Below are 16,708 nucleotides of genomic sequence, written 5' to 3'. Positions count from 1 at the left end.
CAAACAAGGCGCGGTAAGCGCCTTGTTTGAATTTCAGCAGGTGAACACCAGGCAAATCCCATGCCTTGCCGCATGGCCTCGAACGACGCCTAGAAAGTGCCAACCACCTTGACGCTACCGTCCACGGCGCCCTTCTCCACATAGCCGATGGCTCCGGGATTGCCGGCCACGAATTTCTTCACGTCGCCGCTCCCGCCCACTTCCTTCGGAGGCGAGCCCTTGCCGGTGAACTGCATCTTGGCCCAGTGCGCCTTGACGCCATTGCCGTCTTTTTTCAGGACCTTGTTGCTGAATTCTTCGCGCAAGGCGCCTTCGTTCTGGTTTACCGGCGTGGCTGCCGCACCGCCCGGGAAGCTGGTGGCCTTGCCGAGGAAGAGGTTGGCGATCTGCTCGGGCGACAAGGTGTCCACACCGGCCTTGGGATTGACGATCACGGCCAGATCCGCCGCCTGGGCGGCGCCGGTCAGCAATATCAGGGCGAAACAAGCTGCTTTCATGGCGCCCTCCTCAGAAGATAAAGTCAGCCGCGAGGCTGTAGACATTGACCGACTTGCCCGCCACGCCGGGCTTGCCCACCGGGGTATTGAACCAATTGTCCTTGCCCGCATCGGCGCGGACGCGGTCGAACTGGGCTTTCAGGGCGATATTCTTGTAGGCGTTCCAGCGCACCCCCAGGCTGGTGGTGTGCTGATCGGCACCGGACATGGCGCTCATGGCGGCGCCCTTGATGCAGATCGGCTGGGTCGGCGCCACGGCACAGGAGGCTTGCGGCGGTGGGGCGAACAAGCGGTCGGCCACGTCGTTGTGCTTGGTCTTGGTGGTGGCGTAGCTGATATAGGGCGTCAGATTGCCGAAACGGTAGCCGGCCGTGCCATACCAGGCATCGGTGTCCTCCACATAGGTCTTGGTGCGGCGTTGCGTGTACTCGCCTTGCAACACCAGCTTGCCGTCGTCCCAGGTAGCGCCGATGCCGGCGAAGCTGGCGGCTTTGTCCTTGGCTTCCATATCGTTCGCGGCCGCCGTCCAGCCCGGCAATACGGCGCCTACCTGGCGCATGCCGCCGAAGAGCCGGGCCGTGTCCGCGCCTTCCAGATAGAAGCGGGTTTTGACATAGCCGGCGCGCAGCAGCAATGAACCGACCTCGTAGGTGGCATTGACGCCCATCAGGCGCTTGCCCTTGCCCTTGAGATTGCCGACCAGGTCGAATTTGGTACTGCCGGCATAGGGCTGCAAGGTCAGGGTGTTGTCGCCTATCGCTTTGCTCCAGACGAAATCCACGCCATCGAAGGTGGCCAGGGGCACCTGGGCATAGACCTCCACCGGTGGACGCACCCAGGTATTGGCATAACCCACGTTGCGGAAGTCGGAGATCAGGAAGACCGGCATACCGATACGGCCCAGCCGCAGCGATAAATCGCTGGTGACAGCGTACTTGCCGAATGCCCATTCCAGTTCCGGCGTGAACTTGTCTTCGTCGTTCTGCTGGGCCAGCAATTGCGCCGTCAGGGAGAAGGCGGGGGAGAGTTTGCCGCTCAGCTGCAAGCCAAGCTTGGAATCGACCTTCAGGGAGGCCGATTTATCCGCGCCGTCGGGTTGGCGGAAATTATTGCGGTACTGCGCGTCGTCGGTGTTGCTGCGGACCACGCCGACTGTACCGAATCCGGAAAAGCTGAAGGCTGAATCGTCGGCCAGGGGACTGGCCGACAGCCCAAGCAGAACCGCCCAGGCGAGAGGCTTGAGATTTTGCATGTCACTCTCCATGCGTTGCAGGTGGGATGCCCGAAACCGTGCGTCGGCCCTGCGTCGGCATGGATGGCACAAGGCCAGATACGGTGCTTAGCCGCCGCGCAGTACCAGCGCCAACACGACCAGCAGCGCCGCCAGCAATCCGGCGATGGTTGCCAACCATTCATTGCGCTGCCGCTGGCTTTCGAGCAGATGCTCAGTCGCTTCAACCAGCTTAGCCTGTCGTTGCGGGTCGGCAAGGTTGGCGATGGCACGGGGAAGGGCCGGCAGCGTTTCGGCCCAATAGGGTGCTTCCTGCTTCAACTGCCGCAGCAGGGCGCGCCAGCCTATCTGCTCATTCATCCAGCGCTGCAGAAAAGGTTGCGCGGTCGCCCATAGGTCCAGCTGCGGATCCAGTTCGCGGCCCAGCCCCTCGATATTCAAGAGGGTTTTTTGCAACAGGGCCAGTTGCGGCTGGATTTCTACCTGGAAGCGGCGCGAGGTTTCGAACAGGCGCAATAGCACCTGCCCCAGCGAAATCTCGGCCAAGGGCTTATCGAAGATGGGTTCGCAGACGGTGCGGATGGCGGCCTCCAGTTCCTCCGCCCGCGTGCCCTTCGGCACCCAGCCCGATTCGATATGGGCGGTTGCCACCCGTTTGTAGTCGCGCTGGAAAAAAGCCAGGAAATTGATGGCCAGATAACGCTTATCGAAGTCGGACAAGCTGCCGACAATGCCGAAGTCCAGTGCGATATAGCGGTTGTCGGGCGCCACGAAGATATTGCCCGGATGCATATCGGCGTGAAAAAAACCGTCGCGGAACACCTGGGTAAAGAAGATTTCCACCCCGTAGACCGCCAGCTTCTTCAGATCGATGCCGGCTGCCCGCATCTGTTCGATGCGCGAGATGGGTATGCCGTCCATCCATTCCATCACCATGACATTGCGCGAGGTCAGGTCCCAGAACACTTCGGGCACGATCAGCTTGTCGCTGCCGTGGAAATTACGCCGCAGCTGGCTGGCATTGGCGGCTTCGCGCTGCAGGTCCAGTTCGTCGTGCAGATAGCGGTCGAATTCGGCCACCACCTCGCGCGGTTTCAGGCGCTTGCCGTCGGAAAACAGCTTTTCCACCAGCCAGGCGATCACCTTGAGCAAGGCGAGGTCCTGCTCGATCACCGCCAGGATATTGGGGCGCAGAACCTTGACCGCCACGCGGCGGCCATTGGGCAGTTCGGCATAGTGCACCTGGGCCACCGAGGCCGAGGCCACCGGCACACTGTCGAAACGCTTGAACAACTGCGCGAGCGGGCGGCCCAGCGCCGCTTCGATTACCTGCTCGGACAGCTGCGAAGGAAAGGGCTTCACCCGGTCCTGCAAATGCGCCAGCTCGTCGGCCAGGTCGGCCGGCAACAAATCGCGCCGGGTAGACAGGACCTGGCCGAACTTGACGAAGATGGGGCCGAGCTTTTCCAGCGCCAGGCGTAGCCGCACCGCCCGGCTGTCGCTGAAGCGGCGCCAGAACAGCACGGTCCGCACCAGGGTTTCCAGGCCGCGTACCCGCTCGTGTCCCAGGATGAATTCGTCCAGCCCGTAGGCGAACACGATGCGGATGATTTTAAGGAGACGCAGCAGGAACATGTACGGAAGGCCAAGGAGATGCGGCGCCACACCTGTGGCGCCGCTTGGACGGGAGCTTAACTTGAAAGACCGTGAAACAGCCAATTCGTCCCGAGGGCGAGGGTCAGCGCGTCATGCCGCCGCCCTTACAGCAGGACCCGCTCGATGCCGCCATTGCGTGCCGTTTCGACATAGTTCGGCAACCAGTTTTCACCCAGTACATGCTTGGCGATCTCCACCACGATGTAGTCGGCGCTGGTGCCGGCATCGTCGTCGTAGCGGCTGAGCCCTTGCAGGCAGGACGGGCACGAGGTCAGGATCTTGACCTTGTCGTTGCTGCCGGCGCGCAGCTGGTCGGCGCCCTTGCGCATTTCCTCTTCCTTGCGGAAGCGGACCTGGGTGGAAATATCCGGCCGGGTAGCCGCCAGGGTGCCGCTCTCGCCGCAGCAGCGCTCGTTCAGGGCGACGTCACCGCCCATCAGCTCATTCGCCAGCTTGATCGGCGACATGGTCTTGATCGGCGTATGGCAGGGGTCGTGGTACATATAGCGCGTGCCCTCGACGCCGGCCAGCCGGACATTCTTCTCCAGCAGATACTCGTGGATATCCAGCAGCCGGCAACCGGGGAAGATCTGTTCGAACTGGTACTTGCTCAACTGATCCATACAGGTGCCGCAGGAGACGATCACGGTACGGATATCGAGATAGTTCAGCGTATTGGCCAGGCGATGGAACAGCACCCGGTTCTCGGTGGTGATCTGCTCGCCCTTGTCGGCGAAGCCGGACGAGGTCTGCGGATAGCCGCAGCACAGATAGCCGGGCGGCAGTACCGTGGTGGCGCCGACATGCCAGAGCATGGCCTGGGTGGCCAGACCAACCTGCGAGAACAGCCGCTCCGAGCCGCAGCCGGGGAAGTAGAACACCGCTTCCGAATCCTCCGCCGCCAGCTTGGGGTTGCGGATCACCGGGATCACTTCCGCGTCTTCCACGTCCAGCAAGGCCCGCGCCGTCTTCTTTGGCAAATTGCCGGGCATCTTCTTATTGATGAAGTGGATCACCTGGGTGCGCATGGCCGGCTTGCCGACAGTGGCCGGCGGCGCCGCGGTCTGCGCCTTGGCGGCCACGTTCAGCACTCGGTTACCCATGCGTTGCAGCTTGTAGCCCACCCCCATCATGCCGGCCCGCAAGGTCTTGATGGTGGCCGGATCCTTGACGGTCAGGAAGGCCATGGCCGCGGCGGTGCCGGGGTTGAATTTCTTGTGGCCGGTCTTGCGCAGGAAATTGCGCATGGCCACGGTGACATCGCCGAAGTCGATCTTGACCGGGCAGGGGTTCAGGCATTTGTGGCAGACCGTGCAGTGGTCGGCCACATCGCCCAACTCTTCGAAGTGCTTGAGCGAGACGCCGCGCCGGGTCTGTTCCTCGTACAGGAAGGCCTCGGTCAACAAACCCACGCCAAGGATCTTGTTACGCGGCGAATAGAGCAGGTTGGCGCGCGGCACATGGGTGGCGCAGACCGGTTTGCATTTGCCGCAGCGCAGGCAGTCCTTGATGCTCTCGGTAATGGCCCCCAGGTCGGACTGTTCCAGGATCAACGATTCCGCGCCCAGCAAGCCGAACGAAGGCGTATAGGCGTTGCGCAGGTCGGCGCCGGGCAGCAATTTGCCGCGGTTGAAACGGCCTTGCGGATCGATCCGCTGCTTGTACTCGATAAAGGGCCGGATTTCATCGTCGTGCAGGAATTCCAGCTTGGTGATGCCGATGCCGTGTTCGCCCGAGATCACCCCGTTCAGTCCCCGCGCCAGCGCCATGATCCGCGCCACCGCCCGGTGGGCGGTCTGCAGCATGGCGTAATCGTCGGAGTTGACCGGCAGGTTGGTATGCACATTGCCGTCGCCGGCATGCATATGCAGGGCGACGAAAACGCGACCCTTGAGGGTTTTCTGGTGGATGGCCCGAACCGCCGCGCGGATGGGCGCATCGGCTTCGCCGGAGAACAAGGCGTCCAGTTCGACCAGCAGCTCGCGCTTCCAGGAAACCCGCAGGGCAAAGTCGCGCATCGCATGGAACACCGATTGCGGCGGATCGATATCGGTGGCCGGTTCCAGCGGGGCATTGGGAAACTGGGCCGGGTATTGCTCGAACGCGTCGTTCAGGTGTTCCAGCAGCCAGGCCCAGCGCGTCTGCACCGCACGGACCGCCTGTAGCGCGGCGGCGCGGCGTTCGCCGATCAGTTCTTCGTGCGACACGGCGGTGTCGCCGGCATCCACCATCAAGCGGCCGGCGGTAAAGAAGGTATCCAGCCGTTCCAGCAATTGCAGCTTGTTCTGGATGCTCAGTTCGATATTGATGCGTTCGATACCGTCGGAATAGTCACCCAGCCGCGGCAACGGAATCACCACGTCCTCATTGATCTTGAAGGCGTTGGTATGGCGGGCGATGGCGGCGGTCTTGCTGCGGTCCAGCCAGAATTTCTTGCGCGCCTCGGCGGTCACGGCGATAAAGCCCTCGCCATGGCGGGCATTGGCCAGCCGCACCACATGCGAGGACGCTTCGCCCACCGCGTTCTCGTCGTCCGAGACGATATCGGCCAACAGCACCATCTTCGGCCGCCCCTTGGACTTGGCCTTGGTGGCATAGCCCACGGCGCGCACATAACGCCAATCCAGATGCTCCAGGCCGGCCAGGATGGCCTTGGGATGGGCGTCCAGATAATTCTTGATCTCGACGATGGCCGGCGTGGCCTGCGCCACCGTACCGAAGAATTCCAGGCAAACGGTGCGGCTGTGGGCCGGCAGCCGGTGCAGGATAAAGCGCGCCGAGGTGATGATGCCGTCGCAGCCCTCCTTCTGCACACCGGGCAGACCCGCCAGGAATTTATCGGTGACGTCCTTGCCGAGCCCGACCTTGCGGAACTGCGGGCCGGGTACGTTCAAGGTTTCTTCGCCGATCAGCGTGCGGCCATCGGGCTGGAAGCGGCGCAGACGGAAAGTGGCGACCTCCACGTCATGGATCTTGCCGCGGTTATGGTTGATGCGCTCCACGAACAGCCAGTTGCCGTCCGGATCGACCATCTTCCACGAGGCCAGGTTATCCAGCGCCGTACCCCACAACACCGCCTTCTTGCCGCCGGCATTCATGGCCACATTGCCACCGATGCAGCTGGCCTCGGCCGAGGTGGGGTCCACCGCGAACACCAGGCCGGCCGCCTCGGCCGCCTCCATGACCCGCTTGGTCACCACGCCGGCGCCACAGTTGATGGTGGCGACCTTGCCTTCCACGCCCGGCAGCTCGATGTACTCGACACCGCCATGCCGGTCCAGCTTCTCGGTATTGATGACGGCCGACATCGGCGTAAGCGGTACCGCGCCACCGGTGTAGCCGGTTCCGCCGCCACGCGGGATGATGGTCAGGTCCAGTTCGATACAGGCTTTGACCAGAGCGGCCATCTCCTCTTCGCTATCCGGATTGAGGACCACGAAGGGATACTCGACCCGCCAGTCGGTGGCATCGGTCACGTGGCTGACGCGGGCCAGGCCGTCGAAGCAGATATTGTCCTTGCGGGTAAAGGCGCTCATGCGCCGCATCACCTTGCGGCGCAGCTCGGCGGTCTCCGGAAAGGAACGGGCGAATGCATCGATGGCGGCACGGGCGCGGGCAAGCAGCTCATTGACCTGGCCGTTCTCGCCGCGCCGCGTTTCGATCTCGCGCAGACGGTGCCGCATGGCCTCGGTCAGGGCGGTCAGGCGCTTGGGATTCTCCAGCAAGTCGTCCTGCAGATAGGGGTTGCGCTGTACTACCCAGATATCGCCCAGCACTTCGAACAGCATACGGGCGGAGCGGCCTGTCCTGCGCTCGCCGCGCAGGGTGTCCAGCACTTGCCAGCTGTCCGCGCCGAGCAGGCGCATAACGATCTCGCGGTCGGAAAACGAGGTGTAGTTGTAGGGTATTTCGCGCAAGCGGGGGGCATCGGCCATGGTGGCTTTGAATCCAGTAACGGCGGGGATCGGGGGGAACTGATTCTAGCTGAAATGTTGCGCTGCATCGAACATCGCGACAACCGGCCGTTGCGGCCAGCCTACAAAAAAACTCGAATAAAAACAGCGGACTAGCAAACCAACATTGACGTTAACGTCAATTGCATATCTGTTTGGGCATGGTCTTGCACATGGGACTGGGATCGCCCGGGCGGCAGACATCGGTGCGCTTCATCAATTTTTGCAGCGGCTTGAAGCCCTTGCCCTGCACATAAAAGCCAAAACCATCCTGCAATGACCAGTTGATGCCGCCGCCGCTCGACTCGTTGCCCTCGGGATTCAAACAGACCCCGCTATTGGCGCTGGCCTGCCAGGCCTGCTGCTCCATGGAACGTATCATCTGCTCGGCGGCCAGCTCTTCGGCCGGCACGTGCAGATCCTGCAGGGGCTTGCCGCTGGCCATCGGCTGCACGGTGATGCGCAGGATGGGCGATACCGCCGTCGCGGGTGCCGGCTGGGTCGGCGCGGCATACTCCTTCAGATGCAGGTTGAGCGGCTTGAGGATAAACGGGGTGGTCAGTTCATACACCATCCGCTCATCCGCCCCGGCGGATGCGGTTGTACTGGCGACCACGGTCAACAGGGAACAGTAAAAACCACGTTTCACAGCAAACGCCCTAGAACATGCCGATGAAATTACAGGACAATCGTACCATTTTACACGCATAAAGCTGCGAAGCCCGCGGTTCAAGCCAGAAACAGCGCATAGGCCGGATTGTCGCGCTCGTCGGTATAACTGTAGCCAAGCTCGCCCAGGAATTGCTGGAATGCGCCTTCGTCAGCCGGCGGCACCTCCATGCCCACCAGCACCCGGCCGAAGTCGGCGCCGTGGTTGCGGTAGTGGAACAGGCTGATATTCCAGCCCTTGCCCATATGGGTCAGGAAATTCAGCAGCGCGCCGGGACGCTCGGGAAACTCGAAGCGGTAGACCAGCTCATGCTCGACCTGCGAAGCCCGCCCGCCCACCAGGTGGCGGATATGCAGCTTGGCCATCTCGTTGTCGGTCAGGTCCACGGCGGTCAAGCCGGCGGCGTTGAGCAGATTGACCAGGTCGAACGCCTCCTGGCGCGCGTGGATCTTCACCCCGACAAAGATATGCGCCTGCTGCGGATCGGCGGCGCGATAGTTGAATTCGGTAATGGCGCGGCTGCCCAGCAGCTCGCAAAAAGCGCGGAAACTGCCCGGCCGCTCGGGAATCGTCACGGCCAGGATGGCCTCGCGCGCTTCGCCTATCTCCGCCCGCTCGGCGACATGGCGCAGACGGTCGAAATTCATATTGGCGCCGCTGGCCACCGCCACCAGGGTTTCGTCGCGCACCCCTTCGCGCGCCGCCCAGGCTTTCAGGCCAGCCAGCGCCAGCGCACCGGAAGGCTCCAGGATGGAGCGGGTATCCTCGAACACATCCTTGATGGCCGCACACATCGCATCGGCATCCACCACGATGATCTCGTCCAATACCTCGCGGCATAGCCGGAAGGTTTCCTCGCCCACCTGCTTGACCGCCACGCCATCGGCGAACAGGCCCACATGCTCCAGGGTCACCCGCTGGCCGGCCGCGATGGAGCGGCGCATGGCATCGCTATCGACCGGCTCCACGCCGACCAGGCGGATATCGGGCCGCAGTCTTTTCACATAGGCGCCCAGACCCGCCGCCAGGCCGCCGCCGCCGATCGGGACGAAAATGGCGCGGATGGGGTCGGCATGCTGGCGCAGGATTTCCATGCCCACCGTGCCCTGCCCGGCGATCACATCGGGATCGTCAAAGGGCGGCACATAGGTCAGGCCGTGGGCCTCCACCAGCGTCATGGCGTGCTGGTAGGCCTCGCTGAAGGAATCGCCGTGCAGCACCACCTCGCCGCCGCGGCGGGTCACGCCATCGATCTTGATGCGGGGCGTGGTGGCCGGCATCACGATGGTGGCGCGGCAACCCAGCTTCTGCGCAGACAGGGCCACGCCCTGCGCATGGTTGCCGGCCGAGGCGGCAATCACCCCGCGCGCACGCTGCTCGGCGCTGAGCCGCGACATCTTGTTGTAGGCGCCACGCAGCTTGTAGGAAAACACCGGCTGCATATCCTCGCGCTTGAGCAGGATCCGGTTACCCAGGCGGGCCGAGAGATTCGTCATCTCATCCAGCGACGTTTCGATGGCAACGTCATAGACGCGGGCGGTAAGGATGCGTTCCAGATAATCGGTAGCGAGCATGGCGCAGAACTTTTTGAGGCGGCGGGAGGGAGGAAGCTAACAGGAATTGGGAGGGGCAGGCTAGCGTTTGGTTCCGCTGACCGGCTATCGCGCGCAGAACCGTTGCCGGCATGACAGCCCAGGGACTCACCTCTGGATTGAAAATCTTGCGAGGTTCTCGATAGCGGCGACGGCATTTGCGGAAGCTGCCACGAACAAGGTTAAGCACCATTGCCGGTTTAGGTCCAAGTACGTCCTAACGCGGCCTCGCGTCCAAGCGGAGCCGCTCTTGTGACTAAGGGACTTGCAATGCGTTCCGCAGGAATATAAATGTTCAATTTCTTTGAAAAACGTCTGAATCCCTTTCCCGATACCACCCCCACGATCCCACCGCCCGGGCTCCTGGCCTTCCTCTGGGCCTGTACCGCCGGCTCCCGCCCTTACATCCTGGCAATGGCCCTGTGCACCGCCATCGTTGGCGCCTTCGATGCCGCCCTGCTGGGGATGCTGGGCGACCTGGTCGATAGCCTGGGCAGACTGGACCCCGCGCACCTTTGGCGCGATTTCCCGGCCAGCTTGTTGTGGATGGCAAGCATGATTCTGTTCAGTCCGCTGCTGCTGTTGCTCTGCGTATTGAACAGGAATCAGATCCTGGGCAGCAACCTGCCCATGCGGCTGCGCTGGCTCTTCCACCGCCTGATGCTGGACCAGAGCATGGCCTTCTATCAGAACGAATTCGCCGGCCGTGTCTCCGCCAAGGTGCTGCAAACCGCCCAGGCGGTGCGAGAGGTCATCATGATCTTGTTCGACGTCCTGGTATTCGTCCTGATCAACTTCGTCACCATGGCGGTCTTCGCTACTCGTCTGGATGTATGGCTGTTGCTGCCATTCGCGGCTTGGCTAACGCTTTACGGGGTGGCACTGTCCTACTTCGTACCGCGTTTGACCCGCCAGGCTAGATCACTGGCCGATGCGCGTTCCCTGCTGACCGGTCGCATCACCGATGCCTATGCCAATATCACCACGGTGAAGCTGTTCTCGCACGCCGATCGCGAGTCCGGCTTCGCCAAGCACGCCATGCAGGACTTCCTGGCCGGCGATTGCCAGCGCCACCGGCTGACAAGCCGCCTGGATGTGACCTTGCACTGCCTGAACATGCTGCTGATCCTGTGCAGTGCCGGCCTGTCGCTAGGGCTTTGGTCACACGGGCATCTGGGCATAGGCGCGGTGGCCGCCGCCACGGCGATGGCCGTCCGCCTCAACGGCATGTCGCACTGGTTCATGTGGGAGATGGCCACGCTGTTCGAGCAGTTCGGGACCATACAGGACGGCATCAACACCCTGTGTAGCCCCCGCGCCGTGCTGGACGTACCGTCAGCCAAGCCACTACGGCTGGCGCAAGGCGGCGATATCCGGCTGGACAAGGTGTGCTTCAGCTATGGCGGCGAGCGTAAGGTGTTCCAGGATCTGTCCCTGCACATCCGGCCGGGAGAAAAGGTCGGCCTGGTCGGCCGCTCGGGTGCCGGCAAGTCTTCCATCATCAATCTACTGCTGCGTTTCCACGATCTCGAATCCGGCGAGGTGCGCATGGACGGCCAGGATATCGCCGAGGTCAGCCAGAACAGCTTGCGCCGGCAGATCGGCCTGGTCACCCAGGACACCTCGCTACTGCATCGATCGGTGCGGGACAATCTGCTGTACGGCCGACCCGACGCCACCGACGCCGATATGATCGCGGCCGCAAGGCGCGCCGAAGCCCATGACTTCATCCTTGGCCTGCGCGACACCGCCGGACGTGTCGGCTACGACGCCCACGTGGGCGAGCGTGGCGTCAAATTGTCTGGCGGCCAGCGCCAGCGTATAGCCATTGCCCGGGTCATGCTGAAGGATGCCCCCATCCTGTTGCTGGACGAAGCCACCAGCGCGCTGGACTCCGAAGTGGAGGCCGCCATCCAGTCCAACTTGCACCAGCTGATGCAGAACAAGACGGTGGTGGCCATTGCCCACCGCCTTTCCACCATTGCGGCCATGGACAGGCTGATCGTGCTGGACCAAGGCCGCATCGTTGAAGAGGGCGACCACCAGGCCTTGCTGGCGCGCGGTGGTTTATATGCTCGCCTGTGGGCGCATCAATCAGGTGGATTTCTCTGCGAGGATGCGCTGGATGACGCGCCGGAGGCTGCTTTGGGGTAAGCGCCGTGGCGGCATGGACTACGCCCGCCGTGCCGAAGCCCACCCGATCAGCGCCACGCCCGCCAGGATGACACCCATGCCGGCCAGCAAGGGCCAGCCCACCGCCTCGTCGGCCACCAGGCCGCCCAGCAGCAGGGCCACCACCGGGTTTACATAGCTGGAACTGCTGGCCAGCGAGGGACGTACATTGCGCAGGAGCCAGACGAAGGCGGAGTAGCCCACGATGGAGCCGAATACGATCAGGTAGGCCAACGCGGCGATCGCTTGCGGCTGCGGCGACTCGGGAAAGCGTTCGCCGCCCAGCAGGGCCAGCGGTAGCGAGATCAGGCCGCCCGCCAGCATCTGCATGGCGGCCGACATGGGGCCGGCGGGGAGGTCGAGGCGCGGCATCAGCACCGAGGCGATGGCCCAGGCCAGGCAGGCGGCCAGCATCAAGCCCACCCCGCGCGGGTCTTCGGCCAGGCTGGCATCCAGATTGATCAGCACCATGCCCACCATGCCGAGGGCGATACCGCACCATTCCAGCCTCGAAGCCCGGCCACCGAGAAACTGGCTGAGGACCACCGTCAGCAAGGGCGTACCGGCCACGATCAGGGCTGCCGCACCCGACGGCATGGTCTGCTCGGCCATGCAGGTCATGCCGTTGCCCAGGGTCAGCATCAAGAAACCGATCAGCGCGGTATTGCCGAGCTGCCGGCCGGTAGGCCAGGCCGCGCCCCGCCATTTGAGGAAGGCGAGCAGCAGGCCGCCGGCCAGCAGGTAGCGGGTACCGGACAGGACATAGGGCGGAAAGCTGGGCAGCGCGTACTTGATGGCAAGATAGGTCGAACCCCAAACCAGCCAGGTAGCCGCGAGACAAAGGGGGATAAGCAAGGTGTGGCGTGCATTCATGATAGGGTCGAGCTTACCACCGTCATAAAACACGCATGTTCGGTCACGCGCATATATATCTTGCCGTTGCGCTCATTCACCATAAGAATGCCGCCCTGCGCGCCATGCCGTTCGCATATGGCGGTAACGGTCCATGCCGCGCCGCCGCGTTATTCCCGCTGAACCCCCTGTCCTCGGCTATAAACTTGGCTTATGCCTGATCCTCGCAATCTGATTTCCAACGATCTATGGCGCTCCGCCAAGGTGTTCAATCTGTTTCGCGCCCTGATGGCCATCGCCTTGGTGGTGGTCAGCTGGTGGTTGCAAAGCAGATTGTTCCCGGACGTCGCCGACCGGCTGGCGCTCAACTGGCTATCGGCCAGCTATCTGATGCTGGCGGCCATCTACGCGCTTTGCCTGCGCGGGCGCTGGCCCAGCTTTCGGCTACTGTTGACGGTCCAGGTGGCAGGCGACATCGCCTTTATCGTTGGCGTGATGCATGTGGCGGGCGGGATGAAGACCGGTGTCGGCCTGATGCTGCTGCCCTACCTGGCGGGCGCCGGGTTGATCAGCCGGGGCCGGGCCACCCTCTTCCATGCCGCGCTGGCCAGCATCGCTTTACTGCTGCAGCAGGGTCTGCAATTCGCTTCTTCCGACAATGGCAGCGCCGATTTCTTCCAGGCCGCCATGCTGTCCATCGCCTGCTTTGCCACCGCCTGGCTGGCCCATAGACTGGCCCGCTACGCCACCGAATCGGAAAGATTGGCCGAGCGGCGCGGCAGCGAACTGGCCAATATGGCGCAGATCAACCGGCTGGTGATCCAGGATGTTTCCGATGGCGTGCTGGTATTGGATGAAGCAGGCGTGGTGCGTCAATTCAACCAGCAGGCGGAACGCTTGCTGGGCTTCGGCATGATCGCCGGCAAGACCCGCCTGGCCGATTTCAATCCCTTGCTGGCCGGGGCGCTATCCAATTGGAAGGCCGGCTATAGCCTGCTACCGGTCGATCTGGAGGTCACCCGCCAGGCCGTGCGGCCGCGCTTTATGCCGGTACAGGTCGGTGCTTCCGCCAGCGGCACGGTGGTCTTCCTGGAGGATATCGAACGATTGCGGCGCGAAGCCCAGCAACTCAAGCTGGCCGCTTTGGGCCGCTTGACCGCCAATATCGCCCATGAGATCCGCAACCCGCTCTCCGCCATCGGCCATGCCGCGCAATTGCTGGCGGAAGAGGCGGTAGACCCGGCCAGCCTGCGCTTGACCCGCATCATGGTGGAAAATAGCCGCCGGCTGGACAAGATCGTGCGCGCGGTACTGGATCTGAACCGCCGCGACCGGGCCGAACCGGTCGATCTGCGCCTGCATGACTGGCTCAACGGCTTCGTGGCGGAATTCCGCGAGGTGGAAGGCATTGCAGCGACCATTCATGTCGAATGCCCGCAAGGCGCCATTGCCCGTTTCGATGAAGGACAATTGCATCAGGTGCTTTGGAATCTCTGCCGCAATGGCTGGCGCTACAGCGACCGGCAGGACCGTGCCCTGGGACTGGCGGTGGTCAGGCTGGACGATGCCTGGGCCCTGGACGTGCATGACAACGGCCCGGGCATCGCACCGGACGATATCGCCAAGTTGTTCGAACCCTTTTTTACCACCGAAGCCAAAGGCACCGGTTTAGGCCTATTTATCGCCCGCGAGATTTGCGCCGGCAATGACAGCGTGCTGGAATACGTCGCCGCGCCGTCGCATGCCAAGCAAACGGGTGCCTGCTTCCGAATTATCTTTCCGGCCCGCCCCACATGAGCAAACGCAACAATAAGCCCCCTCGTATCCTGGTCGTCGATGACGAGCCCGATCTACGCGAACTGGTTGAATTGACCCTGCTCAAGATGGGCCTGGACGTCGACATGGCCGATGGCGTGGCCGCGGCAAAGGCCCGCCTGGACGCGGGCGGCATTGACCTATGCCTGACCGATATGCGCATGGGCGACGGTTCCGGCCTGGACGTGGTACGCCATATCGAGGCGCGCGGCTACGACATCCCCGTCGCCGTCATCACCGCTTACGGCAGCCTGGACAATGCGGTGGAAGCGCTTAAAGCCGGCGCGTTCGACTATCTGGCCAAGCCAGTCTCGCTGGAGCAGCTGCGTACCCTGGTACGCTCGGCCCTGGAACTGGATAAACCGGCCGGCAGCAAACCCGCTACCAGTGCGGATCGCACCTTTATCGGCGACTCGCCCGCCATTCGCCACGCACTGCAACTGATAGACCGCCTGGCCAAGAGCCAGGCCCCGGTCTATATCACCGGCGAGTCGGGCAGCGGCAAGGAACGGGCTGCCAGGCTGATTCATAGCCAGTCCAACCGGAACAGCCAGCCATTTGTCCCGGTCAACTGCGGCGCTATCCCGGAAAACCTGATGGAAAGCGAGTTCTTCGGTAGTAAGAAAGGCGCCTACACCGGCGCCGATACCGAGCGGGACGGGTTTTTCCAGGCGGCCCATGGTGGCACACTCTTTCTGGACGAGGTCGCCGACCTGCCGTTGGCCATGCAGGTCAAACTATTGCGCGCCATCCAGGAAAAGCACGTGCGCAAACTGGGCGACACCAAGGAAACCGCCATCGATGTGCGCATCATCTGCGCCACCCACCAGAACCTGGCCAAGTGCGTGGACGAAGGCCGCTTCCGCCAGGACTTGTATTACCGCTTGAATGTGATCGAACTGAAGATGCCTCCCTTGCGCGAGATGCGCGAGGATGTGGCGGGGATTGCGCATGGCTTGCTGGCGCGGCTGGCCAGCCAGAACGGCATGGATGAACCCAAGCTGGGTCCCGATGCCTTGCAGGCATTGGCCGCCTACGATTTCCCCGGCAATGTGCGCGAACTGGAAAATATCCTGGAAAGGGCGCTGGCGCTCTGCGACGGAAAGCAGATCCGCCTGGCCGACCTGCAGCTGAGCCGCAGCGACAGCGACGAATCAACCCCGTCGGCCGCCATCGGCGACAAATACCCGCTGCAGGACTATTTAGACCGGATGGAGAAGGAAGCCATCCTGGAGGCCCTGGACAAGACCCGTTTCAATCGCACTCAGGCGGCAAAGATCCTGGGCGTGACCTTCCGCTCGCTACGGTATCGGATGGAGCGCCTGAGTATTTCCTAGTGTCTGCTCCAAAGCGAACACAGGGAAGTCTGATGCTCGACAAATCCAGCGATAGTAGCGCCAGGACAGAGAGGTTTTGTCTGACCTTGTGATAGACACAGGGCAGGCAAAACGCCTAGCCTTGCACGGCTAAAGGGCACAATGGATTGATGCCAGGCTCAGCGCGTTATCACTTCTTGCTTTTCGCGCCATAAATCCACACCACCGGCCTGCTCAATCTCTTCGTCGAGGTCGCTACACAAGGCCTGAACAAGGCGTTCGTACGGACCATCGTCAAACACAACAACGCCTTCGCGCCTGCTCTTGTCAATAACTTCCTGGGATTCAGCGATAAACAGTTGAGTCGGGTTCATGATCTCTCTCTATTAAAAATCAGCCCGAAGTGAAAAGCCACGCGCAACCATAATCGAAATTCTAGCTCAGCCTGCTGGTGTTGCCTCGGTAATTGTCCCGTATGCTGCATATGCTTGACTTCATTCCTGGCAGACGCACTGAAGTTGGCTATCGCCGGTACGATTTCAGTGCTCGCCGGCCAGGCTCCTCCTCCGCATCGAAACGAGAATCTGAACTGATCGGTAACCACCCTAAGCTCTACAAGTTGCAGATCGCAAGCAGTCATAACGTCGACAGGGGAAAAGCAGCCGCCACCAGGGTGGTTGTGAGCAAAGATCGTTCCTTGCATGTTGGCCAGGTCACTGAGCGAGAACGTGACTTGTCTTGGCTTTCCTTGTTTCGACAAAAGTTTGGTGCCATTTCGGTCAAAGAAAGCACCTGTTTCGAGTTGGTCATAACGGACACTGTCCTCGAACATCACCACTGCCGACTTCAAAGGCGTCGACATATCAGCCGGCTGCGCGGGCTGATCGTAAATCGAAAAATTGCCCATCTGCATGGACGTAGGCATCATGAAACCTATGATAGCCGTTGCCCATA

Annotated in this window: 12 protein-coding genes; 3 read left to right on the top strand and 9 right to left on the bottom strand. The window is 62.3% G+C overall.

Translation table 11 applies throughout. The features are described from left to right. Positions 1 to 89 precede the first annotated feature (89 nt). The 6 genes from FNU76_RS13525 to ilvA all read right to left on the bottom strand — a co-directional run bounded on the left by FNU76_RS13525 (position 90) and on the right by ilvA (position 9,581). The gene (locus FNU76_RS13525; protein WP_144278695.1) at positions 90 to 497 is read right to left on the bottom strand and encodes a type 2 periplasmic-binding domain-containing protein; all 408 of its coding nucleotides are present in this window, start codon (positions 495 to 497) and stop codon (positions 90 to 92) included. A 10-nt stretch (positions 498 to 507) separates the two neighbouring features. After that, positions 508 to 1,749, bottom strand: coding sequence for a porin (locus FNU76_RS13520; RefSeq protein WP_179958115.1), 1,242 nt, complete (start codon positions 1,747 to 1,749; stop codon positions 508 to 510). An 87-nt stretch (positions 1,750 to 1,836) separates the two neighbouring features. After that, positions 1,837 to 3,363 carry a ubiquinone biosynthesis regulatory protein kinase UbiB gene (ubiB, locus tag FNU76_RS13515; RefSeq protein ID WP_144278693.1) on the bottom strand — a complete coding sequence of 509 codons (1,527 nt, stop codon included), beginning with the start codon at positions 3,361 to 3,363 and terminating at the stop codon, positions 1,837 to 1,839. 125 nt (positions 3,364 to 3,488) lie between these two features. After that, positions 3,489 to 7,319, bottom strand: coding sequence for a DUF3683 domain-containing protein (locus FNU76_RS13510; protein WP_144278692.1), 3,831 nt, complete (start codon positions 7,317 to 7,319; stop codon positions 3,489 to 3,491). Between the two features lie 157 nt (positions 7,320 to 7,476). Further along, positions 7,477 to 7,986, bottom strand: coding sequence for a hypothetical protein (locus FNU76_RS13505; RefSeq protein ID WP_144278691.1), 510 nt, complete (start codon positions 7,984 to 7,986; stop codon positions 7,477 to 7,479). A gap of 80 nt (positions 7,987 to 8,066) precedes the next feature. Further along, the gene (gene ilvA, locus FNU76_RS13500) at positions 8,067 to 9,581 is read right to left on the bottom strand and encodes a threonine ammonia-lyase, biosynthetic (RefSeq protein WP_144278690.1); all 1,515 of its coding nucleotides are present in this window, start codon (positions 9,579 to 9,581) and stop codon (positions 8,067 to 8,069) included. 309 nt (positions 9,582 to 9,890) lie between these two features. Between ilvA and FNU76_RS13495 the strand changes: the two genes are divergently transcribed. After that, positions 9,891 to 11,753, top strand: a complete 1,863-nt coding sequence (locus FNU76_RS13495; protein ID WP_144278689.1) for an ABC transporter ATP-binding protein — start codon at positions 9,891 to 9,893, stop codon at positions 11,751 to 11,753. An 18-nt stretch (positions 11,754 to 11,771) separates the two neighbouring features. On the opposite strand, the gene yedA is transcribed toward FNU76_RS13495, so the two are convergent. Next, a complete protein-coding gene (yedA, locus tag FNU76_RS13490) occupies positions 11,772 to 12,644 on the bottom strand; it encodes a drug/metabolite exporter YedA (protein ID WP_144278688.1) in 873 nt (290 codons plus the stop codon). 192 nt (positions 12,645 to 12,836) lie between these two features. Between yedA and FNU76_RS13485 the strand changes: the two genes are divergently transcribed. Beyond that, the gene (locus FNU76_RS13485) at positions 12,837 to 14,420 is read left to right on the top strand and encodes a two-component system sensor histidine kinase NtrB (RefSeq protein WP_144278687.1); all 1,584 of its coding nucleotides are present in this window, start codon (positions 12,837 to 12,839) and stop codon (positions 14,418 to 14,420) included. Next, entirely contained in the window at positions 14,417 to 15,775 is a 1,359-nt protein-coding gene (locus FNU76_RS13480) for a sigma-54-dependent transcriptional regulator (protein WP_144278686.1), read from the top strand. Before FNU76_RS13485 ends, FNU76_RS13480 begins: the two co-directional genes overlap by 4 nt. A 158-nt stretch (positions 15,776 to 15,933) precedes the next feature. On the opposite strand, the gene FNU76_RS13475 is transcribed toward FNU76_RS13480, so the two are convergent. Beyond that, positions 15,934 to 16,128, bottom strand: coding sequence for a hypothetical protein (locus FNU76_RS13475; protein ID WP_144278685.1), 195 nt, complete (start codon positions 16,126 to 16,128; stop codon positions 15,934 to 15,936). Beyond that, positions 16,125 to 16,667 (bottom strand): hypothetical protein, encoded by a 543-nt coding sequence (locus FNU76_RS13470; RefSeq protein ID WP_144278684.1) that lies wholly within the window; start codon positions 16,665 to 16,667, stop codon positions 16,125 to 16,127. Before FNU76_RS13470 ends, FNU76_RS13475 begins: the two co-directional genes overlap by 4 nt. Positions 16,668 to 16,708 lie beyond the last annotated feature (41 nt).

The sequence above is a fragment of the Chitinimonas arctica genome, from assembly GCF_007431345.1.
GTDB lineage: Bacteria > Pseudomonadota > Gammaproteobacteria > Burkholderiales > Chitinimonadaceae > Chitinimonas > Chitinimonas arctica.
The sequence above is the reverse complement of the archived record's forward strand: the minus strand, read 5'-3'. Positions and strand labels throughout refer to the sequence as shown.

Excerpts from the sequence above, each read along its gene's own strand:
- FNU76_RS13525 (WP_144278695.1), bottom strand. The coding sequence starts at position 497 with ATGAAAGCAGCTTGTTTCGCCCTGATATTGCTGACCGGCGCCGCCCAG.
- FNU76_RS13520 (WP_179958115.1), bottom strand. The coding sequence starts at position 1,749 with ATGCAAAATCTCAAGCCTCTCGCCTGGGCGGTTCTGCTTGGGCTGTCG.
- ubiB (WP_144278693.1), bottom strand. The coding sequence starts at position 3,363 with ATGTTCCTGCTGCGTCTCCTTAAAATCATCCGCATCGTGTTCGCCTAC.
- FNU76_RS13510 (WP_144278692.1), bottom strand. The coding sequence starts at position 7,319 with ATGGCCGATGCCCCCCGCTTGCGCGAAATACCCTACAACTACACCTCG.
- ilvA (WP_144278690.1), bottom strand. The coding sequence starts at position 9,581 with ATGCTCGCTACCGATTATCTGGAACGCATCCTTACCGCCCGCGTCTAT.
- FNU76_RS13495 (WP_144278689.1), top strand. The coding sequence starts at position 9,891 with ATGTTCAATTTCTTTGAAAAACGTCTGAATCCCTTTCCCGATACCACC.
- yedA (WP_144278688.1), bottom strand. The coding sequence starts at position 12,644 with ATGAATGCACGCCACACCTTGCTTATCCCCCTTTGTCTCGCGGCTACC.
- FNU76_RS13485 (WP_144278687.1), top strand. The coding sequence starts at position 12,837 with ATGCCTGATCCTCGCAATCTGATTTCCAACGATCTATGGCGCTCCGCC.
- FNU76_RS13480 (WP_144278686.1), top strand. The coding sequence starts at position 14,417 with ATGAGCAAACGCAACAATAAGCCCCCTCGTATCCTGGTCGTCGATGAC.
- FNU76_RS13475 (WP_144278685.1), bottom strand. The coding sequence starts at position 16,128 with ATGAACCCGACTCAACTGTTTATCGCTGAATCCCAGGAAGTTATTGAC.
- FNU76_RS13470 (WP_144278684.1), bottom strand. The coding sequence starts at position 16,667 with ATGCAGATGGGCAATTTTTCGATTTACGATCAGCCCGCGCAGCCGGCT.